General features: G+C 53.8%; 27 protein-coding genes and 1 other annotated feature. Of the genes, 11 read left to right on the forward strand and 16 right to left on the reverse strand.

Going from position 1 to position 23,770, the window contains the following annotated elements; genetic code table 11:
* Nucleotides 1–26 precede the first annotated feature (26 nt).
* The 4 genes from dnaN to ACVBEJ_RS07225 all read left to right on the forward strand — a co-directional run bounded on the left by dnaN (nt 27) and on the right by ACVBEJ_RS07225 (nt 5,632).
* A complete protein-coding gene (gene dnaN, locus ACVBEJ_RS07210; RefSeq protein WP_447128939.1) occupies nt 27–1,127 on the forward strand; it encodes a DNA polymerase III subunit beta in 1,101 nt (366 codons plus the stop codon).
* 89 nt (nt 1,128–1,216) lie between these two features.
* Complete coding sequence (gene recF, locus ACVBEJ_RS07215; RefSeq protein ID WP_447128940.1) at nt 1,217–2,329, forward strand: DNA replication/repair protein RecF; 1,113 nt, start codon at nt 1,217–1,219, stop codon at nt 2,327–2,329.
* A 20-nt stretch (nt 2,330–2,349) separates the two neighbouring features.
* Nucleotides 2,350–4,770, forward strand: coding sequence for a DNA topoisomerase (ATP-hydrolyzing) subunit B (gene gyrB, locus ACVBEJ_RS07220; protein ID WP_447128941.1), 2,421 nt, complete (start codon nt 2,350–2,352; stop codon nt 4,768–4,770).
* 94 nt (nt 4,771–4,864) lie between these two features.
* On the forward strand, nt 4,865–5,632 hold the full coding sequence (locus tag ACVBEJ_RS07225; protein ID WP_447128942.1) for a hypothetical protein: 768 nt from the start codon (nt 4,865–4,867) through the stop codon (nt 5,630–5,632).
* A 96-nt stretch (nt 5,633–5,728) separates the two neighbouring features.
* On the opposite strand, the gene ACVBEJ_RS07230 is transcribed toward ACVBEJ_RS07225, so the two are convergent.
* Entirely contained in the window at nt 5,729–6,346 is a 618-nt protein-coding gene (locus ACVBEJ_RS07230; protein WP_447128943.1) for a DUF4329 domain-containing protein, read from the reverse strand.
* 145 nt (nt 6,347–6,491) lie between these two features.
* Between ACVBEJ_RS07230 and ACVBEJ_RS07235 the strand changes: the two genes are divergently transcribed.
* Entirely contained in the window at nt 6,492–7,274 is a 783-nt protein-coding gene (locus ACVBEJ_RS07235) for a hypothetical protein (RefSeq protein ID WP_447128944.1), read from the forward strand.
* A 45-nt stretch (nt 7,275–7,319) separates the two neighbouring features.
* Here the strand turns inward: ACVBEJ_RS07235 and ACVBEJ_RS07240 are convergent, their stop codons facing one another.
* The 5 genes from ACVBEJ_RS07240 to glyQ all read right to left on the reverse strand — a co-directional run bounded on the left by ACVBEJ_RS07240 (nt 7,320) and on the right by glyQ (nt 11,718).
* Nucleotides 7,320–7,484, reverse strand: coding sequence for a hypothetical protein (locus ACVBEJ_RS07240; protein WP_447128945.1), 165 nt, complete (start codon nt 7,482–7,484; stop codon nt 7,320–7,322).
* Nucleotides 7,485–7,604: 120 nt separating this feature from the next.
* Nucleotides 7,605–7,823, reverse strand: coding sequence for a hypothetical protein (locus ACVBEJ_RS07245; protein WP_447128946.1), 219 nt, complete (start codon nt 7,821–7,823; stop codon nt 7,605–7,607).
* A gap of 104 nt (nt 7,824–7,927) precedes the next feature.
* Nucleotides 7,928–8,662, reverse strand: a complete 735-nt coding sequence (locus ACVBEJ_RS07250) for a lysophospholipid acyltransferase family protein (RefSeq protein WP_447128947.1) — start codon at nt 8,660–8,662, stop codon at nt 7,928–7,930.
* A 6-nt stretch (nt 8,663–8,668) separates the two neighbouring features.
* Nucleotides 8,669–10,771 (reverse strand): glycine--tRNA ligase subunit beta, encoded by a 2,103-nt coding sequence (glyS, locus tag ACVBEJ_RS07255; RefSeq protein WP_447128948.1) that lies wholly within the window; start codon nt 10,769–10,771, stop codon nt 8,669–8,671.
* On the reverse strand, nt 10,768–11,718 hold the full coding sequence (gene glyQ / locus ACVBEJ_RS07260; RefSeq protein WP_447128949.1) for a glycine--tRNA ligase subunit alpha: 951 nt from the start codon (nt 11,716–11,718) through the stop codon (nt 10,768–10,770). The genes glyS and glyQ overlap by 4 nt, the downstream gene beginning before the upstream one ends.
* Before the next feature lie 262 nt (nt 11,719–11,980).
* Between glyQ and ACVBEJ_RS07265 the strand changes: the two genes are divergently transcribed.
* The 4 genes from ACVBEJ_RS07265 to ACVBEJ_RS07280 all read left to right on the forward strand — a co-directional run bounded on the left by ACVBEJ_RS07265 (nt 11,981) and on the right by ACVBEJ_RS07280 (nt 14,655).
* A complete protein-coding gene (locus ACVBEJ_RS07265; protein WP_447128950.1) occupies nt 11,981–12,853 on the forward strand; it encodes a lysophospholipid acyltransferase family protein in 873 nt (290 codons plus the stop codon).
* A gap of 55 nt (nt 12,854–12,908) precedes the next feature.
* Nucleotides 12,909–13,553 carry a DUF2959 domain-containing protein gene (locus ACVBEJ_RS07270; RefSeq protein ID WP_447128951.1) on the forward strand — a complete coding sequence of 215 codons (645 nt, stop codon included), beginning with the start codon at nt 12,909–12,911 and terminating at the stop codon, nt 13,551–13,553.
* A gap of 71 nt (nt 13,554–13,624) precedes the next feature.
* On the forward strand, nt 13,625–13,768 hold the full coding sequence (locus ACVBEJ_RS07275; RefSeq protein ID WP_447128952.1) for a hypothetical protein: 144 nt from the start codon (nt 13,625–13,627) through the stop codon (nt 13,766–13,768).
* Nucleotides 13,765–14,655 (forward strand): MBL fold metallo-hydrolase, encoded by an 891-nt coding sequence (locus ACVBEJ_RS07280; protein ID WP_447128953.1) that lies wholly within the window; start codon nt 13,765–13,767, stop codon nt 14,653–14,655. The genes ACVBEJ_RS07275 and ACVBEJ_RS07280 overlap by 4 nt, the downstream gene beginning before the upstream one ends.
* 215 nt (nt 14,656–14,870) lie before the next feature.
* On the opposite strand, the gene ACVBEJ_RS07285 is transcribed toward ACVBEJ_RS07280, so the two are convergent.
* Entirely contained in the window at nt 14,871–15,704 is an 834-nt protein-coding gene (locus ACVBEJ_RS07285) for a mechanosensitive ion channel family protein (RefSeq protein WP_447128954.1), read from the reverse strand.
* Nucleotides 15,705–15,741: 37 nt separating this feature from the next.
* Between ACVBEJ_RS07285 and ACVBEJ_RS07290 the strand changes: the two genes are divergently transcribed.
* Nucleotides 15,742–16,212 (forward strand): LabA-like NYN domain-containing protein, encoded by a 471-nt coding sequence (locus tag ACVBEJ_RS07290; protein ID WP_447128955.1) that lies wholly within the window; start codon nt 15,742–15,744, stop codon nt 16,210–16,212.
* Complete coding sequence (locus ACVBEJ_RS07295) at nt 16,209–16,721, forward strand: hypothetical protein (protein WP_447128956.1); 513 nt, start codon at nt 16,209–16,211, stop codon at nt 16,719–16,721. Before ACVBEJ_RS07290 ends, ACVBEJ_RS07295 begins: the two co-directional genes overlap by 4 nt.
* 186 nt (nt 16,722–16,907) lie before the next feature.
* Here the strand turns inward: ACVBEJ_RS07295 and hisF are convergent, their stop codons facing one another.
* The 9 genes from hisF to ACVBEJ_RS07340 all read right to left on the reverse strand — a co-directional run bounded on the left by hisF (nt 16,908) and on the right by ACVBEJ_RS07340 (nt 23,731).
* The gene (gene hisF / locus ACVBEJ_RS07300; protein ID WP_447128957.1) at nt 16,908–17,681 is read right to left on the reverse strand and encodes an imidazole glycerol phosphate synthase subunit HisF; all 774 of its coding nucleotides are present in this window, start codon (nt 17,679–17,681) and stop codon (nt 16,908–16,910) included.
* The gene (hisA, locus tag ACVBEJ_RS07305) at nt 17,663–18,397 is read right to left on the reverse strand and encodes a 1-(5-phosphoribosyl)-5-[(5-phosphoribosylamino)methylideneamino]imidazole-4-carboxamide isomerase (protein WP_447128958.1); all 735 of its coding nucleotides are present in this window, start codon (nt 18,395–18,397) and stop codon (nt 17,663–17,665) included. The genes hisF and hisA overlap by 19 nt, the downstream gene beginning before the upstream one ends.
* 124 nt (nt 18,398–18,521) lie before the next feature.
* Nucleotides 18,522–19,118: an imidazole glycerol phosphate synthase subunit HisH gene (hisH, locus tag ACVBEJ_RS07310; protein WP_447128959.1), complete on the reverse strand. Its 597-nt coding sequence runs from the start codon at nt 19,116–19,118 to the stop codon at nt 18,522–18,524.
* Nucleotides 19,119–19,235: 117 nt separating this feature from the next.
* Nucleotides 19,236–20,303, reverse strand: a complete 1,068-nt coding sequence (hisB, locus tag ACVBEJ_RS07315) for a bifunctional histidinol-phosphatase/imidazoleglycerol-phosphate dehydratase HisB (RefSeq protein WP_447128960.1) — start codon at nt 20,301–20,303, stop codon at nt 19,236–19,238.
* A 55-nt stretch (nt 20,304–20,358) separates the two neighbouring features.
* Nucleotides 20,359–21,408 carry a histidinol-phosphate transaminase gene (gene hisC / locus ACVBEJ_RS07320; protein WP_447128961.1) on the reverse strand — a complete coding sequence of 350 codons (1,050 nt, stop codon included), beginning with the start codon at nt 21,406–21,408 and terminating at the stop codon, nt 20,359–20,361.
* Between the two features lie 3 nt (nt 21,409–21,411).
* On the reverse strand, nt 21,412–22,311 hold the full coding sequence (hisG, locus tag ACVBEJ_RS07325; protein ID WP_447128962.1) for an ATP phosphoribosyltransferase: 900 nt from the start codon (nt 22,309–22,311) through the stop codon (nt 21,412–21,414).
* Nucleotides 22,312–22,355: 44 nt separating this feature from the next.
* Nucleotides 22,356–22,483: a sequence feature (His leader region), on the reverse strand.
* 100 nt (nt 22,484–22,583) lie between these two features.
* Nucleotides 22,584–22,979 carry a type II toxin-antitoxin system VapC family toxin gene (locus ACVBEJ_RS07330; protein WP_447128963.1) on the reverse strand — a complete coding sequence of 132 codons (396 nt, stop codon included), beginning with the start codon at nt 22,977–22,979 and terminating at the stop codon, nt 22,584–22,586.
* Complete coding sequence (locus tag ACVBEJ_RS07335) at nt 22,966–23,289, reverse strand: AbrB/MazE/SpoVT family DNA-binding domain-containing protein (protein ID WP_447128964.1); 324 nt, start codon at nt 23,287–23,289, stop codon at nt 22,966–22,968. Before ACVBEJ_RS07335 ends, ACVBEJ_RS07330 begins: the two co-directional genes overlap by 14 nt.
* 13 nt (nt 23,290–23,302) lie before the next feature.
* Nucleotides 23,303–23,731 (reverse strand): Lrp/AsnC family transcriptional regulator, encoded by a 429-nt coding sequence (locus tag ACVBEJ_RS07340; protein WP_447128965.1) that lies wholly within the window; start codon nt 23,729–23,731, stop codon nt 23,303–23,305.
* Between the last annotated feature and the right edge of the window lie 39 nt (nt 23,732–23,770).

Consider the following 23,770-nt stretch of genomic DNA (forward strand, 5'->3'; position numbering starts at 1 on the left):
CATCGGTATTAATAAAGAAGGGCGCTATGAAATTTACTGTATCCAGGGAAAGTTTTTTAAAGCCGTTGCAGTTGGTATTGGGTGTAGTAGAACGCCGTCAAACCCTGCCTGTTTTGTCCAATGTGTTGATGGCATTGGATGACAAGCGCCTGTCTCTTACCGGCACCGACCTGGAAGTGGAAATTGTCGGTCATGTGGAATTGGAGCAAGATGGCGATTCCGGTGAAATTACGGTACCGGCCCGCAAGCTGATGGATATTGTTCGCTCCCTTCCCGAAGGTGCGGAAATCAAATTTTCGGAAAAGGATGGCCGCGCCATTCTGCAGAGCGGACGCAGCCGTTTTACCCTGTCCACTCTGCCCGCCAGCGATTTCCCCAATGTGGACGAAGGTGAAGGTCGCCTGGAATTAAAGCTGCCCGCTTCTGAATTGAAATACCTGATCGACAGCACCGCCTTTGCCATGGCCCAGCAAGATGTGCGTTATTACCTCAACGGCATGTTGTGGGAAGCAGAGGGTGGCAAGCTGCGGGCGGTTGCCACTGACGGTCACCGCCTGGCTATGTCTACTCGGCCTCTGGATGCGGAGGTCAGTGAAAAAATCTCTGCCATTATCCCCCGCAAGGGTGTGATGGAATTATCTCGCCTACTGACGGAAAGCAACGATATTGTGATGGTGGTGGGCAACAACCATGTCCGTATCGGTGGCGATGATTTCCGCTTTACTTCGAAGCTGGTGGATGGCTCTTACCCTGACTACGAAAGAGTATTGCCAAAAGGGGGCACCAAAGAGGTTATTGGCGACCGTGCAGGGCTCAAGCAGGCTTTTAGCCGTGCGGCGATTCTCTCCAACGAAAAGTACCGTGGTGTGCGCCTGATGCTCAGTAACGAATTGCTGAAAATCGTTGCCAATAACCCGGAGCAGGAAGAAGCGGAAGAAGAAATCGGCGTAAATTACAACGGCGAAGAATTGGAAATTGGCTTTAATGTCAGCTATCTGCTGGATGTGCTCAATGTGCTGCCGGGGGATAACACCCGCTTTACCCTGTCTGATTCCAACAGTTCGGCTTTGGTGGCCGATCCGGAGAACGAAGACAGTGTGTATGTTGTTATGCCCATGCGTTTATAAACAAGGTAACAGGGCGCAGGTAACAGGTGTTCAAAAACACTGATCTGATTTCCCTGCAACCTGTACCCTCAAGCCTGTAATCTTTGAATATGTATATCAAAAAGCTGGATGTGCACCGGTTGCGTAACCTGGAGCACATCCAGCTTTCTTTTTGCCCGGGCGCCAACCTTATTCACGGTACCAACGGCAGTGGCAAAACCTCCCTATTGGAAGCGCTCTATCTTCTGGGTCGCGGGCGTTCTTTTCGCAGCCGCAATATCCGTACGGTTATCCAGCATGACACGCAAGATTGTGTGGTGTTTGCTCAACTGCATGATCCGGTCGGTGAGCGGGACATTACCATTGGTGTTCAGCGCACTCGCAAGGGGGATTTCCGCTTTAAGGTGAATGGTGAGTTGATGCCTACGGCCGCCTCATTGGTGGAGGAGCTGCCCATCCAATTACTCAACAGCCACAGCTTTGAACTGCTGGAAGGTGGGCCGTTAAACCGCCGACAGTTTCTGGATTGGGGAGTGTTCCACGTGGAACATGATTATCCGAGCTTGTGGAAAGCCTTTCAGCGCTGTCTCAAGCACCGCAATTCACTGCTGCGACATGATAGAATAGGCGGTCGCCTTGACGATGGGGCAGCAGAGCAATTGTCAGTTTGGGATCAGGAGTTTACTCGTCTCAGTGAGCAGGTGGATCAAAGTCGCCAAACTTATCTGAGCCAGTTTAAGCCGGTGTTTCAAGACATATTGCAAAGCCTCACCGAGGTTAAGGAGTTAGGTTTTGGCTACCACCCTGGTTGGGACAGTCAACGACCCTTAATTGATGTGTTGCAAGAATCTACTGAGCGAGATCGCAAGAGTCGCACCAGTAACTACGGGGCTCATCGAGCGGATTTGAAAGTAAAAGTGGCTGGTCGAGCGGCTGCGGAAGTGCTCTCCCGAGGGCAGATAAAAACGGTAGTGTGCGCTCTGCGAATTGCTCAGGGCTACCTTTACCACCAAATTACCGGTAAGCAGTGTGTCTATTTGTTGGACGACCTGCCCGCGGAACTCGACAGCTACCACCGCCAGCGTGTGGGTCAGCTGTTGAATGAATTGGGGGCACAGGTGTTTATCACCGGTGTCTTTAAAGAAGATTTACAGGCGGCCTGGCCGCAAGATGGTGAAGTGAAAATGTTCCACGTGGAACATGGCGTTATTTCTCCGCAATAAAAAACGTTTGGAAGGTAAGAATGAGCGAAGAACAGGATTACGGCTCCGATAGCATCAAAGTATTGAAAGGTCTGGATGCGGTACGCAAGCGCCCGGGCATGTATATCGGTGACACTGACGACGGCACCGGCCTGCACCATATGGTGTTTGAAATTGTCGATAACTCCATCGATGAGGCGCTGGCGGGGCATTGCAGCGAAATCCGTGTCACCATTCACCCAGACGAATCTGTTTCAGTATCAGATAATGGCCGTGGTATTCCTACCGATGTGCACGAAGAAGGGGTGTCAGCAGCAGAAGTGATTATGACGGTGCTTCACGCCGGCGGCAAATTCGACGATAACAGCTACAAAGTGTCCGGCGGCCTGCACGGTGTCGGTGTATCTGTGGTAAACGCCCTCTCCAAAAAGCTGCGCCTTACCATTCGCCGTAACGGACAGGTGCATGAACAGGTGTATCGACACGGTGTGCCTGACGAACCCCTGAAAGTGATCGGTGAAACTCAGGATTCCGGTACCTCAGTACAATTCTGGGCATCTGAGGATACTTTTAGCAATATCAACTTCCACTACGACATTCTCGCCAAGCGCTTGCGGGAACTGTCGTTCCTTAACTCTGGTGTGCGCATCGTTTTGGCGGACGAGCGCAGTGGCAAGGAAGAAACCTACGAATACGAAGGTGGCTTGAGTGCTTTTGTGGAATACCTGAACAAAAACAAAAGTGCGGTAAACGATGTATTTCACTTCACCAGCCAGCGGGAAGAAGATGAAATAGGTGTTGAGGTGGCGTTGCAGTGGAACGACAGCTACCAGGAAAATGTTTACTGCTACACCAACAATATTCCCCAGCGAGACGGGGGCACGCATATGGCGGGCTTTCGCGCTGCATTGACTCGTGGCCTCAACAACTACATCGAAAAAGAAGGCTTGGGCGCCAAAAGCAAAGTTAACACCACCGGCGATGATGCCCGTGAAGGCTTAACGGCCATTATCTCGGTGAAAGTCCCCGACCCGAAGTTCAGCTCACAGACCAAAGACAAACTGGTGAGCTCTGAGGTAAAAAGTGCAGTAGAACAGGAAATGGGTGAGAAATTTGCCGATTACCTGTTGGAAAACCCCCAGGAGGCCAAGCTGGTAGTCACCAAAATGATCGAAGCTGCCCGCGCCCGTGATGCCGCCCGCAAAGCCCGGGAAATGACCCGGCGCAAAGGTGCTTTGGATATCGCTGGTCTGCCGGGCAAGCTGGCAGACTGCCAGGAGAAAGACCCGGCGTTGTCTGAAATCTATCTGGTGGAGGGCGATTCCGCCGGTGGTTCCGCCAAGCAGGGCCGCGACCGCCGCACCCAGGCGATTCTGCCCCTCAAAGGCAAGATTCTCAATGTGGAGAAAGCGCGCTTCGACAAAATGCTGTCCAGCGCCGAAGTGGGTACTTTGATTACCGCGCTGGGTTGCGGAATTGGCGCCCAGGAGTTCGACCCGGACAAAATCCGCTACCACAATATTGTGATCATGACCGATGCGGATGTGGATGGCTCTCACATCCGCACCTTGCTATTGACCTTCTTCTTCCGCCAAATGCGCGAGTTGATTGAGCGCGGTTACGTTTATATTGCCCAGCCGCCACTGTACAAAATCAGCAAAGGCAAGCAGGAACAATACCTCAAAGATGAAGCGGCTCTGGAAGCCTTCCTGACAAACTCCGCTATGGAAGGGGCCAGCCTGCACGTTAACGCCGATGCCCCAGGTATCGCCGGCACAGCTCTGGAAACCATGGTAGCTCACTATCGCAAAGTACAGGGCATAATCGACCGAATGTCACGGGTATACCCTCAGGAAATACTGCAGGGTATGGTCTATTTGCCAGCTATTTCTGAGGAAATGTTGAAAGATAGCAACGCAATCGCCGCATGGTGTCAGCAATTGGCGGAAAGTGTGGATGCCGGTAACGGCGCTGGTAGTCACCGTTATAATATAACGGTTTACACTGATGCCGAGCTAGGCCTGTACCTGCCACAGATCGAAATTGTCGCCCATGGTGTGCCTCACCAGTACCGCATCAGCCAAGATTTTATCGCCAGCGGTGAGTACGCGGCTATCGTTGACTTGGGTAAAGAGTTACAAGGGTTGCTGGAAGACGGTGCCTACGTCAAGCGGGGCGAACGCACCCAGGAAATCACCGCTTTTGCCGATGGCCTGACCTGGTTGATGAAAGAATCCAGCCGTGGCTATAACATCCAGCGTTACAAAGGGTTGGGTGAAATGAATCCGGACCAACTCTGGGAAACCACAATGGATAAGGAAAACCGCCGTCTGCTGCAAGTCACCATCGAAGACGCCATCGCCGCCGACCAGATGTTTACCTGCCTGATGGGGGATCATGTGGAACCGCGTAGGGACTTTATTGAAACCAATGCATTGGCGGTGACTAATTTGGATGTGTGAGTAAGTGCTTACTATTTGCAAGTGGTTTGAGATCACCGCGCTTCGCTCGCGATGACGCAATGAAGGTTTTGCCAGAAAAATAAAGAGAGAAGCAATGAAAAGCCTTTGGAAAATCATCAATCTCAGAACACTGTTGGTCACAGTAACCGCCATTATTTCTACCTGGTTGTGCATCAAATATCAGGTGACGGCAGATTTCCCTCTTACCCTTGTGGCGACTGCCGTTGTTTTTCCAGTGGTGTTTTCCATCAATGGCGCCTATAAGCGGCGGGAAAAGGCGCTTGTGGAATACAGCGCTTTGAAATCCAATGGCCGAGCGATTTTTTTTGCCACGCGCGACTGGTTGGAAATCCCCGATAAGGATTTATTGCAAAAATCCCGTGACCTCTTGCAGCAGGTACTTAATGCCACCAGTCAATTGTTATCGGATAAAGACGAGAAGTTGCGCAGCAATGAAGAATTGGTTTATCGGGAATTTTCGCAACTGTCCCGGTTTATAAAAACCGATCTGCGCGGCAATGGCCTGGCCAGTGGAGAAGTATCTCGCTGCAATCAGTACTTGAGCAAAATGCTGTTTGCGTTTGAAAACATCAAACACATTTATCAGTACCGAACCCCAAAAACCCTGCGCACATTCAGTGCTGTGTTTATCAGTTTGCTGCCAATTATCTACGGCCCATATTTTGCGAGCCAGGCGTCGGGTTACTCAGACTATGTAACCTACGCCATGCCGATACTGTTTTCACTGGTGTTGGTGAGCCTGTCGAATATCCAGGCCCACCTGGAGAACCCTTTTGACCAGATTGGAGAAGACGATATTCAATTCCATGTGGATGCGTTTGCCAAAAATTTATACGACTGAATTTTTCTAACGCCACAAAAAAACCACCCCCCCACTGGCATGATCAGTGGGGTGTGGGTCAAGGGGATGTCGTATCCGGGCCAGTGCATTTATAAACTAATGCAGTTCGGCAACTCGTTTACCATCTTTGCCACTCACCTGTTCCGATGTCTTGGTGGCCACGGCAACCACATTGCCAAGCTCGTCTTTAACCCGGTTGCCTTCGGAAGCGCCGCGTACAAAAAAACCTTCCCGCTGAGCAGTTAGCAGTGGCAGGGTTGCGTCACCGGGGTTATATACTTTCAGTTCGCCGGTGTGGTCCGCCAGGTAAAAAGGCAGATCGAGGCGCTTTGCCACATCGGTATCCGACGGAGAAAAGAAGCGATTCTTATGGCTGACGCGGCCGTGGGTCTGCCACAGTGCCACCGCTTTGCCGAACTCGCCGCTGGGCAACAACGTAGTGATTTCATCGTGGCCGCGATGACCAACAGTATAGGTGTAGTAGTAAAGGCCATCTTTTTTCAAAATGGTGCCCATGTATTCCCGGTCCTTGCGGATAGAATCCGGGTTAAAACGGTTTGCCGCTGCAGCCACCGCTGCCACTTCGGTAGCGTAAGGTTGTTGCACCATACGGGTTTCGTCGGCGAAGCTGGTGCCGTAAAAAGCCAGCAGAATACAAGCCAGACCGAGCAGGCCAGCGATATTTAAAAAGTGGTTTTTTTTCAGAGTGGTCATGGTGGGTTCTCCTGTATCGTCTCTCTGTGGCTATATAGACGCAGCGAAAATCAATTTCGGATGCATTAACGGCAAAAAAATTCTGCGCTTTAAACCCAGACGTTGATAACCGATTAAATTTCCACAATATTTCTTCAAAAAATTAATGCAAAAAAATACCACACTGGTGTTTCAGTCCCATAAACAGCCACTGCCATACAGCTGGCTGAGCCGTTGTATGGAATCCGTAAAAAGCTGGGCACAAAACTGCAATTATGATTACCGATATTTGTGCGACGAATTATTCGACCCGATGGATAAATTCCTGCTGGAAAAAACTGCGGAACAAACAGTCATCGCTACGGATTTGGCGCGTTTAAAATGGATTCAAAAATTTCTTGCGGACGGTTATCAAACGGTAGTTTGGTGCGATGCGGATTTTTTGATTTTTGCTCCGCAAAAATTTCGCCTGCCCTCGCAAGCAGAATTGCCCGAAAATTATGCCGTGGGTCGTGAGGTCTGGGTGCAGAGCAATGACAAACAAGCGGATAAACTCCGGGTATACAAGAAAGTTCACAACGCTTTTATGGTATTCCGCCAGGGCAATGCTTTTTTGGATTTTTACAGCAGCCATGCCGAGCGACAGTTAGCCAAAACCACCGGTACCATGCCGCCGCAATTTATTGGTCCCAAATTGCTCACGGCAATTCACAATGTGGTGCAGTGCCCGGTTATGGAGAGTGCGGCCATGTTCAGCCCGTTGGTGATCAAGGATATTATTGCCGGCGGCGGCCCGGCGTTGTCACTGCTGAAAGCGAATTGGCAGCAACCGGCATACGGTGCCAATCTGTGCACCTCCATGGCGGAGCGCGGTGAATTAAGCGATGGGGATATGAGCGCGGTGATTGATCGTCTGCTGCAAAATTGGTCAGGTTGTGTTTCCGGCTAACCATACAACACCTGGTTAACGACAAACCTTCGCGATAAGGCAAAGCTACGGGTGATCTTCCCAAATATCCAGGTCCGTATCACGACGCCCGTCTCCCTGGCGGCGGTCTTGCTTGCCCGGCTCAAAGCGAATGTCCTGGCGGCGGTCGGCCAGTATGCGGCGTTTGTTTTGTCGGCGCTCCGGGCCGGTGTAAGCACTTTGAAAAGTCATTGAGAATGCTCCACTTCAACTACCCGTAATGTAGCAGTAAATCAGCGACTAACCCAGGTCAAAAGTGACTGGACTTAGGGAAGTGGTTATCCGGGAGGTGCTCAGGGCTGAAAGCGCAGCTTACTTAAGGTTTGTTTGATAATCACGCATATCAAAATCGCTTTTGCGGCGGCCGGCATTGGTGCGGCGGTCGGATTCAAAGCGGATGGACTGACGCCGGTCGGCGTTGGTGCGCCTGGGGCCACGACGCCGATCCATGCCAAAAAATGGCCTGTCGGCGGATCTGCGATCGTTGTGTGTGTAGAGGCGACCGGTAAGGTCTTCTTCAACCAGTTTCATAGTCATACGCTGCAATAACGTTAATATTCAGCGGATTCCTTATCGCCGGAAAGAATTATAAAATTGTGAACCAGTTAACACTTTAGTTGTGAGATGGTTGGTACTTATGGACGATCAATAACCGCTTGCTGCCGCTCAATCCAACTTTCGGCCCGCTCGGTGAGTTCTTTACTGGTCAGGCCTTCGGTGGCGATGGGTTCGCCGATAACCACGGTTATGGTACCGGGGAATTTCAGGAAGCGTCGGCCGGGCCAGCACAACCCGGCGTTGTGGGCCAGGGGCACCACCGGTACACCGGCTTCAATGGCCAGCGCTGCGCCGCTGCGGGCGTATTTGCCTTTTTCGCCGGGGTCAACGCGGGTGCCTTCCGGGTAAATCACCACGTTATTGCCCTCCGCCAGGCGCTCTTTGCCCTGAGCCATAATCTGTTTCATGGCGGCGCGGGGGTTGCCCCGGTCAATGCCAATAGGGTGCAGTTTGCTCAGGCCCCAGCCAAAAATGGGGATGGACAGCAGCTCTTTCTTGAGGATGGTGCTCACCGGCCGGAACAGCCGCTGCATGTGGTAGGTTTCCCATGTGGACTGATGCTTGGCGAGAATCACCATGGGGCCATCCGGGATATTTTCTTTGCCAACGGTTTCAATCTTCACGCCACAGCACACCCGCAGCCAGAAGTTGGTGCAAGAGGTGCCCAACGACACGATATCGTGGCGGGTTTTGTAAGGCACCAGCTGGCCAATGGTAAAACCACAGCTGGAAAAAAAGGTCATGCAAGGCACATAAGTGATGTAGAACAGTGCCGAACGTATGCCGTAAAAGGCTGTTTTTACCGGGTTCATGGTCTTTTACTTCGCGGGTACCAGTAGTGAAATATCGGCTACATTCAAAAACAAGTTTTGCAGCGACTTGAGCAGAGTCAGGCGATTGCGACGCACTTGTTCATCGTCCACGTTCACCATGACCTGATCAAAAAAGGCATCCACATCCCCTTGCAACACCGCCATTTTTTTCATGGCCTCGGTGTAGTTTGCCTCGTTGATCAGTGGCTCCGCAGTGTTTGCAACAACGTCCAGCGCGTCATACAGGTTTCTTTCCGCCTGCTCAGTGAGCAGTGTATCGTCAATTTGGGCAAACGGCTCCAGGTCGGATTTTGCCAGAATATTGGACACTCTCTTGTTGGCGGCGGCTAGTGCGGTGGCGTGTTCCAGTTCGGTGAAAGCCTGTATCGCCTGCACTCTGCGGTGGATATCCAGCGGGTTACTGAGTTGTTTGGCGGCTACCGCCATAAACACCTCGGCGGAGATACCCTGATCCACAGTCATAGCACGGAAACGGTCTGTCATGTAAGTAAGCACTTGCTCTACAACGCCGTCTGCTTTTGGCAGGTCGCCGTACAGATTGACGGCAGTGGTCAGCACTTCTCGCAAATCCAGGTCGATATGGTTTTCCACCAACAGGCGCAGCACACCCAGGCTGGCGCGGCGCAGGGCGAACGGGTCTTTGGAGCCGCTGGGTGGCATACCAATGCCAAAAATGCCCACCAGGGTGTCGATGCGGTCCGCCAGCGCCAGGGTTGTGCCGGTTTTGGTGAGTGGCAGCTGATCACCGGCAAAACGGGGCAGGTATTGCTCGTAGAGCGCTTCGGCCACTTCACTGTGTTCGCCATCGTGCCGGGCGTAGTAGCGGCCCATCAGACCTTGCAGGTCGCTAAATTCCAGCACCATTTCCGATACCAGATCCGACTTGCACAATTGAGCCGCTCTGCGTGCATGGCTCGCCTCGGCGCCAACAATGGGTGCCAGCGCCTCGGCAAGTTTGGCGACCCGTTCGGTTTTTTCAAAAACGGTACCCAGTTGCGCCTGAAAAACGATTTTTTGCAGTTTTTCGCGGCGTTCGGCCAGGGGCGTCTTTTTATCGGTGTCGTAGAAAAAGGCCGCGTCCGCCAGCCGTGGGCGAATTACCCGCTCGTTGCCGGCAATCACCTGGGCCGGGTCTTTGGATTCGATATTGGCCACGGTGACAAACAGCGGCAGCAGCTTGCTTTTGCCGTCTACCACATGGCTATCTATTACATGGCTATTTATTACATGGAAGTACTTCTGGTGCTCCTTCATGGAGGAAATCAGCGCCTCGGCGGGCACCTCCAAAAAGCGCTCCTCAAAGCGGCCCAACAGGGCGGTGGGCCATTCGTTGAGGGCGGTGACCTCATCCAGCAGGTCGCTGTCGATCACTGCCTGTCCGCCCGCCTGTTCAGCGGCGGCCTCCACCTGGCTGCGAATCAGCTGGCGGCGCTCGGCAAAATCTGCCATTACGTAGCCAGCGCGCAGTTGCTCCAGGTACTCGGGGGGGCTGGCAATGGCAATGTCGCCGCTGCTGTGGATACGGTGGCCGCGAGTGGTTCGGCCGGATTGAATGCCCAACACGTTGGCGTCCAGCACAGAGTCGCCGTGCAGCAACACCAGCCAGTGCATGGGGCGCACAAACTCGGTTCGGGAAGCCCCCCAGCGCATGCGTTTGGCGATGGGCAGGGATTTCAGGGCAGTTTCGATAATTCCGGCGGCAACATCACGGGTTTTGGCCCCCTGTTTGCTGGCGCGGTGGCAGAGTTTGTCCTGCTTGCCGTCGTTTTCCACCTTCAGGTTGGCGATGTCGATGCCGTTCTTGCTGGCAAAGGCTTCGGCGGCTTTGGCCGGGTTGCCGTTGTCGTCAAAAGCGATCTTCGCCGGTGGGCCCCAGGCGACAATTTCCTGGCTGGGCGCCTGTTCTGCCAGCGACTTAACCAACACTGCCAGGCGGCGAGGGGAGGCATAGGCAACGCTGGATTCAAAATTCAGCTGGGCGTCTTTGAGCCCTTTGACGATGTTGTCGTGAAAGGCGTTAGATAACGGCAACAGGGATTTGGGTGGCAGCTCCTCGGTGCCAATCTCTACCAGAAAATCTGCACTCATGGCTGCGCCTCCTTTTGATTGGCGGCGATTACTTCATCCGCCAGCGCTTTGGGTGCCAGCGGGAAGCCCAGCGCCATTCGCTTGTTAAAGTAACAGGTGGCTGTGTCGCGAGAGAGGGCGCGAACTCGCAAAATATAACCTTGGCGCTCGGTTACAGAGATCGCGTGGCGGGCGTCCAGCAGGTTAAAAACGTGCGATGCCTTCATCACCATTTCGTAGGCGGGCAGGGGTAGCTCGGCGGCCACCAGCCTGGCACACTCTTTTTCGTAGTGGTCAAACTGCTGGAACAAAAAATCCACATCCGCGTGTTCAAAATTGTAGGCCGACATTTCCACTTCATTCTGGTGAAAGATGTCCCCGTAGGTGACAGGCGTACCGTCTGGGCCATAGGTCCAAATCAGGTCGTAAATGCTGTCCATTCCCTGCAGGTACATGGCAATGCGTTCCAGGCCATAGGTGATTTCGCCGGTAACCGGATAGCATTCCAGGCCACCGGCCTGCTGGAAGTAGGTGAACTGGGTGACTTCCATACCGTTGAGCCACACTTCCCAGCCCAGCCCCCAGGCGCCCAGGGTGGGGGATTCCCAGTTGTCTTCCACAAAGCGGATATCGTGTATTTCCGGGTCCACGCCCATGGCTTGCAGGGAGCCCAGGTACAATTCCTGGATATTGGCTGGCGACGGCTTCATCACTACCTGAAACTGGTAGTAGTGCTGCAGGCGGTTGGGGTTTTCACCGTAGCGGCCATCGGTGGGACGGCGGCAGGGTTGTACGTAGGCAGCATTCCAGGATTCCGGGCCCAGGGCGCGCAAAAAGGTGGCGGGGTGGAAGGTGCCAGCGCCCACTTCCAGATCCAGCGGCTGCATAATCGCGCAGCCTTGCTGATTCCAGTAGTTTTGCAGGGCGTTAATCAGCCCCTGGAAAGTTGATGTGTCGGGTGTCGCCACGGCTTGAATATCTCACGGTCCAAAAGCGGGCAATTATACGGGGGGATGGGGGCGGAAGTAAGTGATTAGTTGGGAGAAAGCCGCTCTCTCAATCAGACTTTGGGTGGCGATCCCCATCAGATGCTGATCTTCATATCGAGCGTTGGTGTTTTTCATAGGGGCCAACGCCTAAACTTAAAAGCCCGATGCCCATAGCGACACTGCGAAGTTTACGGTTTTCCGGTAAGCTCAGCGCCATTATCAATGGGTTGAAAATCTGAGTATGAAAACAAAAGTCGCCTTGGCGCTGTTCCGCAGTGTTGGCCGCTTGCCCCTGGGAGTGGTGCGCTGCCTGGGCTCTGCCCTGGGTTGTGCCATGTGGCTGAGTAAAAGCCGCGAAGCCAGAATCACTCTGGCCAACATCCAACATTGCATGCCGGAGTCAAGTGAATCGGAACAGCGTAGCCTGGCTCGCCGCAGCGTTATCGAGTTTGGCAAAACCTGCTTCGAAATCCCTCTGGTGTTGCAACGCCCGCCTGAGTGGGTCGCCAAAAAGGTCAAGCAGGTACACAATCAGGCATTGCTCGACCGGGCACTGACGGATGAGCGAGGTATCCTTCTGGTAACTCCGCACTTGGGCAATTGGGAAGTGATTGGCACGGTGATCGGCCAGCAAACCCATATGACCGCCATGTACGAACCGGCGCGCTACCCGGAATTTGACGCCATTCTGAAGAACTCCCGCAGCCGTCTGGGAGGGGATATGGTGCCCACCGATAAGCGCGGCGTAATGGCACTGATCAAAAAGCTGCGTGCCGGTGGCACCAGTTGTGTGTTGCCGGACCAGGAGCCAGATCTCACCAGCGGCGAGTTTGCTCCCTTCTTTGGTCGCCGGGCGCTGACCATGACGCTGCTTAATAAACTGTTGCAGCGTTCCGGGGCACAGGCCATAGTGCACTTTATTCTGCGGGTGCCCGGCGGTTTTGATGTTTACTATATGGAGCCAGACCCGGCAATCTACAGCGCTGAGCAAAGCGAGGCGCTGGCTGCCCTCAACCGCAGTATCGAAGCCGCAGTGAAGCGGGCGCCCCAGCAATATCAATGGGAATACAAACGCTTTAAACAATGCCCGGAGGGTAAACCGAGCATCTATTAATCCGGCAATACAAAAGGCATCCTGCCTTTTGTATTGCGCGTGATTGGGAGGAATTATGCGAACCAAAATTTTAGCCAGTTGTGCAGGTCTGCTGTTGCTCGCCGGTTGCGAAAGCGCCTACTACGGCGCCTGGGAAAAGGTCGGTGTACACAAGCGGGACATTCTGGTGGATCGTATTGAAGACACCCAGGAAGCCCAGCAAGATACCCAGGAGCAATTTCAGGATGCCCTGGAAAAATACCGCTCGGTGGTGAACTTTGACGGTGGCAACCTGGAAAAGCTCTACAGCCAGCTGAAAGGGGAATTTGAGGACAGCGAAAAAGCCGCCGCCAAAATAACCGCCCGTATCGACAGTGTGGAAAATGTAGCCGAAGATTTATTCGACGAATGGGAAGAAGAACTGGACAGCTACACCAGTGACCGCCTGCGCCGGGACAGCGCCGCCAAACTGCGCGACACCCGCGCCCGCTACAAGCGCCTGGTGCGCACCATGCGCCTGGCAGAAAAAAGCGTGACCCCAGTGCTTAACACCCTGCGGGATCAAACTTTGTACTTGAAACACAATCTAAATGCCCGCGCCATCGACTCCTTAAAAGGCGAGCTGAAAACCATCGACGCCGATGTGGGCAGGCTGATTTACCAGATGCAGCAATCCATTGATCAGTCCAACCAGTTTATTAACAACATCAAAAACGGCTGACTATTAACCCGGCAATACAAAAGGCGTCCTGCCTTTTGTATTGCGCGCCCAATAAAACCTGGCGCACTTGCGTGGAAGTGCTGGATTTTATTGAGCTTGCGCTGGCTACGCCAGCGGCGGCACATCCCTGTGCCGCATTATTAAACGCAACCTATAAGGTTGCCGGTTTAATAGAAAGCCCCAGCAGTTTTGAACAAGTGGAGGGAACACCATGAAAAAAGCACTATTCGCACTGGCCGCTATACTGGCCACCAGCACAGCGGCTGCTCACAACCACGACCCCTATGCAGATGTAAAAATTGAAACTACCCAGGTAGCCGATGGCATCTATATGCTGAAAGGTGCCGGTGGCAACCTGGGGGTGTCGGTAGGAGAAGACGGCACATTTTTAATCGACGATCAATTTGCGCCACTGGCCGGCCGCATTACTGCCGCCATTAAAAAGCTCGGTGGCGACACACCCAGATTTTTGCTCAACACCCACTGGCACGGAGACCACACCGGCGGCAACGAACACTTTGGTAATGCGGGCAGTGTTATTGTTGCCCACGACAACGTGCGCAAACGCCTCACCAGTGAACAGTTTGTCAAAGCCTTTAATATGAAGTCGCCACCGCAACCCAAAGCCGCACTGCCGGTGGTAACCTTCTCCGACACCCTGACTCTGCATTGGAACGGCGATGCACTGAACGCCGTGCATGTTGGCAACGCCCATACCGATGGCGACAGCTTTGTGGTATTCAACAATGCCAATGTGATCCACGCCGGTGATTTGTACTTTGCCGGCATGTACCCGTTTATCGACCCGGACAGTGGTGGCTCCATCGCCGGCATGATCAAAGCGGTAGACAAAATTCTCGCTCACAGCGACGATAACACGAAGATTATCCCCGGCCACGGCCCACTCTCCAACAAAGCCGAACTGCAAAAATACCGCGACATGTTGGCCATCGCCTACGCACGTATCAAAGCGTTAAAAAATGAAGGAAAAACCGAAGAAGAAACCGTTGCCGCCAAACCCACAGCGGATTTGGACGGAGTTTGGAACGGCGGGTTTTTAAAAGCGGATGTTTGGGTGGGGATTGTTTATCGGGGGATTTAAAAAATTTTCCGTTACCCCCGCCAGGGTGGGGGCGCTTTGATACTGTCATCCTGAGCGCAGCGAAGGGTCTCTATAAACTCGACCGGTGCTCAGCCCTGCGTTGGTTTGCTTTCCAAAAAGGAATACTTGCAGGCTTTGAGTGGTCTGGATATCCATTGGCGGGAAGAAGTTTAATTATCGCGAGCCGCAAAGCGGCTCGCAATAATCACGGATTTTTACACCTGCCCGGATTTAATATGCAAATCCCGCTGCGGATAGGGAATAGAAATGCCTTCCCGGTCAAACGCCAGTTTTACATTTTCCATAGTGCCAAAGTACACGTCCCAGTAGTATTCTGACTGGCACCAGGGGCGCACCAGAATATTGATGGAGCTGTCGGCGTGAGCGCTGACAAAAATATCCGGGGCGGGTTCTTTTAATACGTTTTCGTCCGCCGCCAGTACATCGGCAATCACCTGTTTGGCTTTGCCAATATCGTCTTCGTAGCTGATGCCGTAGGTCATATCCACTCGGCGTGTGGGTTCCACAAAAATATTTTTTAAACAGCCGTTAGACAGGTTGCCGTTGGGAATCACAATGCGTTCATTGTCGCGGGTCAGCAAAATGGTATTAAAAATCTGAATTTCCTGTACCACGCCGCGGTAACCCTGGGCCTCGATTTCATCTCCGGCTTTAAAGGGTTTAAAAAATAAAATCAAAACACCACCGGCAAAGTTGGCCAGGCTGCCTTGCAATGCCAGCCCCACTGCCAGTCCAGCGGCACCCATAATGGCGATCAGTGAGGCGGTTTCTACGCCAATGGTGGTGGCAAAAATCACCAGTACCACCATTTTCAAAATAATGCCCACAATGCTTTGCAAAAATTTCACCAGTGTGGGCTCGGCGTTGCTGCTCGTCAGGGCGCGTTCCAACAGGCGCACAATGCGGTTGCTCAGCCACCAGCCGATAATTAACACCAATAAGGCCAGCAGCAGTTTTGGCCCGTGGGTCATCGCCAACTCAATGGCTTTGTCGATATACTCTTGTCTGTTATCCAGTAAACCTTCCATTAGCCTCTCCATATACAGTTTGGGAACAGGGTCGATAATGCAAAAAGTAGCACTGTTTGTCGATGTGCAGAATATTTATTACACCACCCGCGAGGGCTACGGGCGGCGCTTTGATTACAACCGCTTTTGGGCGCAGGCAACTGAAGGCCGCGAGCTGGTCGCCGCCTATGCCTACGCCATCGACCGGGGTGATGAAAAGCAGCGGCAGTTTCAGAATATCCTTCGAGCTATCGGCTTTGAAGTAAAGTTGAAACCGTTTATTCAGCGCAGCGATGGTTCCGCCAAAGGGGATTGGGATGTGGGTATTGCCATCGATGTGATGGATCATCTGGCACAGGCCGATGTGGTGGTGCTGGCATCTGGTGATGGGGATTTTGACCGTTTGTTACTGCGCGCCGGCAAGCAGGATGTGGTGACAGAAGTCTATGGTGTACCAGCGTTAACGGCGAATTCATTGATTGATGCCGCTCAGCTGTTTATTCCCATCGAGGGGGAATTGTTGCTGTGAGGGCAGAGCTGCAACAGGCGATTTATCAGTTTGATGGTAAAGATGTGGCGCAGCTAAAAGCCGTTGCCGGGAGAAAGCCCCTTGGCCACAACCTGGTTTCTGAATTGATTACACTTTGTAATAGCGAAGCGGGCGCGGCGCCTCAAGCCGCTAGTTGGTTGTTAAAATACACCTGGGAAAAGGGTTTTGTATTCAGTGCCGAGCAGTCCCATGATTTGCTGGAAATTCTTATCCGGGCAGATAGCTGGCCATTGCGCCTGCATACTTTGCAGTTGTTTTCTGGTTTGATAATTTCTGAGAAGCAACAAGAAGCAGTATATTTCCACCTTCGTTATTGCCTGGGTGACGACAATAAATTTGTACGCGCCTGGAGCTATAATGGTTTGGCTGAGTTGGCCAAACAGTTTCCAAATTATTTGGATGAAGTGAAAAAATTGTTTGAGATGGCACAGAAAGACAGCAACGAAGCTGCTTCAGTTAAGGCGCGAATTCGGAATATCAATTTGTAGGATAGGGTTATGGAAGCGAAATATTTTGTGGCGGTTTTTTGAGATAAGTTTTATTGGTTTGTGCTTGGAGTCTACTCATTGACAGGGTTGCTTCAGGCGGTACCGCAGTCGCCTTTTCTTCAACAGAATAGAGACCCTTCGCTGCGCTCAGGGTGGCAGGGTGGCGGGGTGGCAGAGTAATGGGTATCAAGGACGGACCACGACCCCTTCGCCTGCCAAATAATTTTTCAACTCGCCAATATTAATCACCTGTTTGTGAAACACGCTGGCGGCCAGTGCGCCGTCTACGTTGGCTTGTTGGAACACATCGCGGAAGTGCGTCATGTCGCCAGCCCCGCCGGAGGCGATCAGCGGCACGGTGCAACGCTCGCGAATTTTTGCCATTTGGTCGATGTCGTAGCCTTTGCGCACGCCGTCCTGGTTCATGGCGTTCAGCACAATTTCGCCGGCGCCGCGCTGTTGTACCTCGTCAATCCAGTCCAGGGTTTTGCGGCCGGTGTTGCTGGTGCGTTTTTCGTCGCCGGTAAATTGATACACCTGGTACTGGCCCTGTTCAGCGTCGAAGTAGGAGTCCACACCCACCACGATGCACTGCACTCCAAAGGCGTTGGCCAGATCGGTGATTAATTGCGGGTTGCTCAGCGCCGGGCTGTTTACCGACACTTTGTCGGCACCGTATTCCAGAATGCGGCGGGCGTCGTCCAGGGTTTTTATACCGCCAGCCACGCAGAAGGGAATGTCGATTACCTGCGCCACTTTGCTTACCCAGCTTTTGTCCACCACCCGGTCGTCGGAGCTGGCGGTGATGTCGTAAAACACCAGTTCGTCGGCGCCCTCGGCGGCGTAACGTTCTGCCAGCGGTACGATGTCGCCAATGGTTTCGTGGTTGCGAAACTGCACGCCTTTGACCACTTGGCCATCACGAACATCCAGACAGGGAATTATGCGCCTTGCCAGCATGCGATGGCCTCCTCGGTGGTGAATCTGCCTTCCAGTAATGCGCGGCCAACAATGACGCCGCTGACGCCGGTGCCGCGCAGGGCGGCAATATCTTCCAGGCTGCCGATTCCGCCGGAAGACTGCCAGGCAATGTCCGGGTATTGCGCAGTCATTTCTTTGTACAGGCCCACGTTGCTGCCCGCCAGGGTGCCGTCGCGGGAAATGTCGGTGCACAATACGTGGCGCAAGCCCAATGGTTTGTAAAATTGAATAAGGCTTTCCAGGGTTTCCTGGGAGTCTTCCTGCCAGCCAGAAACGGCCACACGTTTTTCGCCGTTGATAATATTAATGTCTAACGCCAGCACTATTTTTTCCGGGCCAAATTCTTCGAACCATTGGGCGACTTCGTTTTTTTCTTTCACTGCACAAGAGCCGACAACCACACGGGCAGCACCGGCAGACAGCAGGTTGCGTACATCATTCACCGAGCGCACGCCGCCGCCAATCTGGATTTTTGCGGGCACACCATCCAGCAGTTGACGAATCACATTCAGCTGACGGTCCTCAGAATTTTTTGCACCATCCAGATCCACCAGATGCAGCCAGCTGGCTCCGGCGTTGTGGTAGGTATGAAACTGCGCTTGCGGGTTGTCGCCGTAAACGGTTTTCTGGGCGTAGTCCCCCTGGTAGAGGCGGACGATGTTGCCGTCGATTAAATCGAGAGCGGGGATGATCATAATCTGCTACCTAAATATTCACGTCATTGCGAGGAGCCGCAGGCGACGCGGCAATCTCCATCAGGGAGGTAGAGGAGTCACGAGATTGCCGCGGTCGCTTCACTCCCTCGCAATGACGGGGTTTTTACATGTCCAAGAAATTCTTAAGCAACTGCGCGCCAGCTTTGCCGGAACGCTCCGGGTGAAACTGTACGCCGTAAAAATTACCCCGTTGTATCGCGGCTGAAAAATGGCCGCCGTAATCACAGGTGGCGATGGTGTAGTCGCCCACCGGCAGGGCGAAGCTGTGCACAAAATAAAAGTAATCGCCGCTTTTAATGCTGTTAAACAGCGGGTGTTCACTGGCAACGGCATTCCAGCCCATATGGGGCAGGGGCAGTTGGCCGGTTTCCATTTTGTTGACCCGGGCGTCTACCAGGCCCAGGCAGGCTTGCTGGCCTTCTTCCGACTTTCCTTCTTCAGAATAGGACGCCAACAGTTGCATGCCCAAACAGATACCCAGCACCGGTTGCGTCAGGCTGGTGATCAGCTCCGGTAGCTGGCGTTGCTGTAAATTGTTCATGGCTTCGTTGGCGGTGCCTACGCCGGGCAACAGTATTTTGTCGGCGGCGTGCACCACATCCGGGTCGCGACTGACCACCGGTTGATAGCCCAGCCGTTCCACCGCGTAGCGTACCGAGGCCAGGTTAGCGCAGCCGGTATCGAGGATGACTACATTCATACTCTATTACTCAAAATTAGCCCGTCATTGTGAGCGCAGCGTGGCAATCTCAACCACTGTGGAGTGACCTGATAGAGATTGCCGCGGCCTGCGGCCTCGCAATGACGATGTTTGTTGTCACAGCACACCCTTACTGCTGGGCAGCTCAGTGCCTTCCACACGAATGGCCTGGCGCAGGGCGCGGCCAAATACTTTAAACAACCCTTCCACCTGGTGATGGCCGTTGCCCGCGTCTACCCCCAGGTGCAGGCTGCAGCGCAAACCATCGGCCAGGGAGCGGAAGAAGTGCGGCACCATTTCGGTGGCCAGGCCGCCGACGGTTTCCCGGCTGAAGTCCCCGTCAAAACGCATAAAGGGGCGGCCGGACAGGTCCATGGTGCAGTGGGCGCGGCATTCGTCCATGGGCAGCACAAAACCGAAACGGCCAATGCCGCGTTTGTCGCCCAGTGCTTGCGCCAGGGCGTCTCCCAGTGCCAGGGCTGTGTCTTCCACACTGTGATGGTCGTCGATATGAAGGTCGCCTTTGACACTCAAATTCATGCGAAAGCCGCCGTGGGTGGCGATCTGGTCCAGCATATGATCGAAAAAGCCGATGCCGGTATCGATGGCGCTGCCACCGCTGGCGTCCAGGTCTACCGCCACTTTGATGTCGGTTTCCTTGGTGGTGCGCACCACTTCGGCGGTGCGCGGTACGGTAGTGAGCTGGCGCACAATGGCGGGCCAGTTGGTGCCATCTGGCGCGTACTGTATACCGGTAATGCCCATATTTTCTGCCAGCTGCACATCGGTGATGCGGTCGCCGATCACGTAGCTGTTGGCAAAATCCACCTTGCCTTGCTGCAGGTAGTCCTTTACCAGACCCAGTTTGGGTTTGCGGCAGCTGCAGTTGTCTTCGTCGAAGTGTGGGCAGATCAGCACATCGTCAAAGCGCACGCCCTGGCTCGCGAAGATTTCCATCATCAGGCTGTGGGGGGCGTCGAAGTCCGCTTGTGGGAAGCTGTCGGTACCCAGGCCATCCTGGTTGCTGACCATAACCAGCCTGTAGCCTGCGTCTTGCAGGGTGAGCAGGGCGGGAATAACGCCGGGCTCAAAGGCCAGCTTGTCGAGGCGATCCAGTTGTTTGTCCAGCGGTGGTTCTTCCACCAGGGTGCCATCGCGGTCGATAAACAGGATTTTTTGTTTCATGTTGTTCACTCGCTTTTTGTCATTCTTCGCTGCGCTCAGAATGACGGTAGTTCTGTCAGTTTAGCGCTGCTACCACACGTTCCATTTCTGTTCGCTCTCCCACGGTAAACCGCAGGCAGCCATCCAGCCCAGGCTGTTTGCTCTGGTCGCGGACAATCACGCCAGCGGCGCTCAGCTTGGCAAAAGTGCCGGAGGCATCGTGAAAGCGGGCCAACAAATAGTTGCCAGCGCCGGGGTAGGTGACGGCAACATCCGGGCACTGTTCCAGTTGTTGTAGCAGCCATTGGCGATTGTTGTTCAGCTCTGCCACCCGCTGCTTCATGGCGTTGATACCCACCGGCTCAAGCGCCTGTGCCGCCAGGTCCGCCACTGGCACGGGAATGGGGTAGGGGGCGATCACTTTCAGCAACAGGCTGATGATGTCGCTGCCGGCGAGAGCAAAACCGCAACGCAATCCCGCCAGGCCAAAGGCTTTGGACAGGGTGCGCAGGATGGCCACATTGTCGTATTGTTTAATCAGATCAACACAGTGGGCATCGGGCGAAAATTCGATGTAAGCCTCGTCCACCACCACGATGGCGCGGCCGGCGCAGGCCTGGATAACGGTTTCAATATCTTCCCGCTTCAGCAGGTTGCCGGTGGGGTTGTTGGGGGAGCACACAAACACCAGTTTGACGTTGCCAATACTGGCTTTGATGGCGTCCACGTCCAACTGCCAGTCGGCGGTCAGGGGCACGGTTTTAATGCCCACGCCGCAGGTTTGTGCGGAGATGGTGTACATGCCATAGGTAGGGGGGCAGTAGAGGATGGCATCGTCGCTGCCACAGAAGGCGCGAATCAGCAGTTCGATGGCTTCGTCGGCACCGCGGCTCACTAACAACTGGTCGCTGCCAACGCCGGCATAAGCGGCGTAGTTGGTAAGCACTTGCTGTGGCTGTGGCTCCGGGTAGCGGTTGAGGGCGCCATCGGTGAGTGTCAAATCCGGTGCAGCCGGGGCTTCGTTGGCGTTGAGCCACACATCGCCATTGCCGCCGATGCGCCGGGCCGACTGATACGGCGTCAGTTGCTGCACATTGTCTACCGCCAGTTGTTCAATGGTAGCCATGCGTTACCCCAGCATTTTCTCGATGGGCAGTACCAGAATGGAGCTGGCGCCCAGAGCCTTGAGGTTTTCCATGGTTTCCCAGAACAGATTTTCGGTGCTGACCACATGCACGGCCACCCGGGAGCTGTCACCCTCCAGAGGCAGGATGGTGGGGTTTTCTGAACCGGGTAGCAGAGCCGTCACTTCCGCCAGCTTGTCTGCCGGGGCGTGCAACATAATGTACTTGCTCTCACTGGCTTGCATGACGCCGCGGGCGCGGGTGAGCAGGCGGTCGATTAACGGGGCTTTGTCCGCGCCCATAGCGCCGGGGCGCTGAATCAGGGTGGCGGTGGAGCGGTAGATCACGTCCACTTCCTTCAGGCCATTGGCTTCCAGGGTAGCGCCGGTGGACACCAGGTCGCACACCGCATCCGCCAGCCCAGCGCGAGGGGCCACTTCCACAGAGCCGGTAAGCAGTGTGTGTTTGATGGCAATGCCCTGCTCATCCATAAAGCGCTGTAGCAGGTAGGGGTAGGTGCTGGCGATGCGCATGCCGTTCAGGTCGGTGGCGCTGTTGTAGTCCATGTCCTGAGGCACCGCCAGGGACAACCGGCATCCGCCAAAATTGAGGGCGGTCAACTCGGTGTAGTCGCAGGGCAGGCCTTTGTGCATGCGGCTCATGGACTTTTCTTCCAGCACGTTCTGGCCGACGATGCCGAGGTCAACAACACCGTCCATCACCAGGCCGGGAATGTCGTCACTGCGCACCTTGAGTAAATCCAGCGGCATATTGGTGGCGTGCACGATCAGGTTGTTGTCTCGCAGGCTGAGTTTTACCCCGCATTGCTTCAGCAGTTTGTAGGCATCGTCGCTGAGGCGGCCTTTTTTCTGTACGGCGATACGCAGTCGCTTGCTGTTGCTCATCTCGCTCTCTCTTTTCGCTGTGGGTGTTGGCCTGTGGCGAACGTAAAAAACCCCCGGAAGAAAGGTATCTGCCGAGGGCTTGAGAATTCTGTTTGCCTGACCCGGAAGATAGATTTTATCTTCCAGCAGCACACTCACACTGGAAGACTATTCAGTGTGGTGATGGTGATGCACGGACTGTGCGAAAACCTGTGTGCGGTTGGTCATTTTGTGGTCACCTTGTCAGGAGGCGCAAGTTAACCAGAGGGGGGGTGAAAATGCAAGGGAAACGCTCACTCCTTGGGTTTCTGCACATGACACCTCGAAAGACCACGAGCTTGCCTGATAAATTTTTCATCAAAGGTCGCCAGCGAGTTTTGTTCGTGGCTCAGTGCTAAATGAAATGCATCGGCGAAGTCCATGCCCTGCTCGTGCCAGTCAATTGCCTGTGCCACGATAAAATTGTTATTCAGCTGCACATTAGCTAAGCCGAACAGTTTTCTGAATGCCGTACACACCTCAACGGGTTGAAACTCGTAGGCGAATCGCAACACCCACTCGGTTTCCAGGATTACTGTGTCGGGAATAAAGACCGATTCGGTACTAAACAGTTGGTAGCTGAGTTGATACTGATTCTCAGAGTCCCGCGTCAGCAGTCGCACAATAATGTTGGTGTCAATCGCTGTCACGCCAGGCCTTCCTTGCCGCTTCTCTCATGGCTTTGTTTATTTCTGCTTCGCTTTTGGTTTCGTCATCATAGGGTAAGCATCCAGCAACTTCGTCCAGCCTGGCAGCCCTGAAAGGAGCCTTGGGCTTTAACAGGATGCCTTCCGGAACTTCAATAACCTGTAGTTCCAAGCCAATGGCCCACTGGTGGGCTGTGCGAATCTGCTTGGGGATAATAATCTGGCCTTTGCTGGATAGTCTGGTGGTTTCCATAATGGTGTCGAATAAAGTAAGACGAAAGTAAGAATAAGATATTCCCGGGAATACTGTCAATTACAATGACGCCTTAGCGCACAAACTTGGTCTCCAGAATCACCGATGAATTGGTTCTTTCTATGCCTTCCAGGTTGCCAATTTTGTCGATCACCTGATTCAGCTCTCCGGCGGATTCGGCGCTGAGTACAGCGATCATGTCGTATTCGCCACTGATGGAATAGAGCGCGATTACCTGGGGGAGTTTTGACAGGGCCACGTAGGTGGGGCCGGTGAGTTTTTGCACCAGCTTTAGCATCACCTGGGCTTTTAGCAGGCGCTTTTCGTATTCTTCGTTAAACTGCACCGTGTAGCCGCTGATGATATTGCGGGTTTCCAAACGCCGCAGGCGGCTCTGGATGGTGGAGCGGGAAATATCCAGCTGGCGTGCCAGTTCCGAGGTGCTGAGGCGGGCATTCATGCGCAGCAGGGAAATCAGTTTGCGGTCGGTATTATCAAGCATAATGACAGTATTTTTGGTTGAATTGTTGTAATGGATGGT

Source organism: Porticoccus sp. GXU_MW_L64 (assembly GCF_052983295.1).

Coding starts and splice junctions, on each gene's coding strand:
- ACVBEJ_RS07230 (WP_447128943.1), bottom strand. CDS start 6,346: ATGACCACTCTGAAAAAAAACCACTTTTTAAATATCGCTGGCCTGCTC.
- ACVBEJ_RS07340 (WP_447128965.1), bottom strand. CDS start 23,731: ATGCTTGATAATACCGACCGCAAACTGATTTCCCTGCTGCGCATGAAT.
- ACVBEJ_RS07285 (WP_447128954.1), bottom strand. CDS start 15,704: ATGGAAGGTTTACTGGATAACAGACAAGAGTATATCGACAAAGCCATT.
- recF (WP_447128940.1), top strand. CDS start 1,217: ATGTATATCAAAAAGCTGGATGTGCACCGGTTGCGTAACCTGGAGCAC.
- gyrB (WP_447128941.1), top strand. CDS start 2,350: ATGAGCGAAGAACAGGATTACGGCTCCGATAGCATCAAAGTATTGAAA.
- ACVBEJ_RS07280 (WP_447128953.1), top strand. CDS start 13,765: ATGAAAAAAGCACTATTCGCACTGGCCGCTATACTGGCCACCAGCACA.
- hisF (WP_447128957.1), bottom strand. CDS start 17,681: ATGCTGGCAAGGCGCATAATTCCCTGTCTGGATGTTCGTGATGGCCAA.
- ACVBEJ_RS07235 (WP_447128944.1), top strand. CDS start 6,492: ATGCAAAAAAATACCACACTGGTGTTTCAGTCCCATAAACAGCCACTG.
- ACVBEJ_RS07270 (WP_447128951.1), top strand. CDS start 12,909: ATGCGAACCAAAATTTTAGCCAGTTGTGCAGGTCTGCTGTTGCTCGCC.
- hisA (WP_447128958.1), bottom strand. CDS start 18,397: ATGATCATCCCCGCTCTCGATTTAATCGACGGCAACATCGTCCGCCTC.
- hisG (WP_447128962.1), bottom strand. CDS start 22,311: ATGAGCAACAGCAAGCGACTGCGTATCGCCGTACAGAAAAAAGGCCGC.
- ACVBEJ_RS07250 (WP_447128947.1), bottom strand. CDS start 8,662: ATGAACCCGGTAAAAACAGCCTTTTACGGCATACGTTCGGCACTGTTC.
- glyS (WP_447128948.1), bottom strand. CDS start 10,771: ATGAGTGCAGATTTTCTGGTAGAGATTGGCACCGAGGAGCTGCCACCC.
- ACVBEJ_RS07245 (WP_447128946.1), bottom strand. CDS start 7,823: ATGAAACTGGTTGAAGAAGACCTTACCGGTCGCCTCTACACACACAAC.
- ACVBEJ_RS07265 (WP_447128950.1), top strand. CDS start 11,981: ATGAAAACAAAAGTCGCCTTGGCGCTGTTCCGCAGTGTTGGCCGCTTG.
- ACVBEJ_RS07225 (WP_447128942.1), top strand. CDS start 4,865: ATGAAAAGCCTTTGGAAAATCATCAATCTCAGAACACTGTTGGTCACA.
- hisH (WP_447128959.1), bottom strand. CDS start 19,118: ATGAATGTAGTCATCCTCGATACCGGCTGCGCTAACCTGGCCTCGGTA.
- hisB (WP_447128960.1), bottom strand. CDS start 20,303: ATGAAACAAAAAATCCTGTTTATCGACCGCGATGGCACCCTGGTGGAA.
- hisC (WP_447128961.1), bottom strand. CDS start 21,408: ATGGCTACCATTGAACAACTGGCGGTAGACAATGTGCAGCAACTGACG.
- ACVBEJ_RS07240 (WP_447128945.1), bottom strand. CDS start 7,484: ATGACTTTTCAAAGTGCTTACACCGGCCCGGAGCGCCGACAAAACAAA.
- dnaN (WP_447128939.1), top strand. CDS start 27: ATGAAATTTACTGTATCCAGGGAAAGTTTTTTAAAGCCGTTGCAGTTG.
- ACVBEJ_RS07290 (WP_447128955.1), top strand. CDS start 15,742: ATGCAAAAAGTAGCACTGTTTGTCGATGTGCAGAATATTTATTACACC.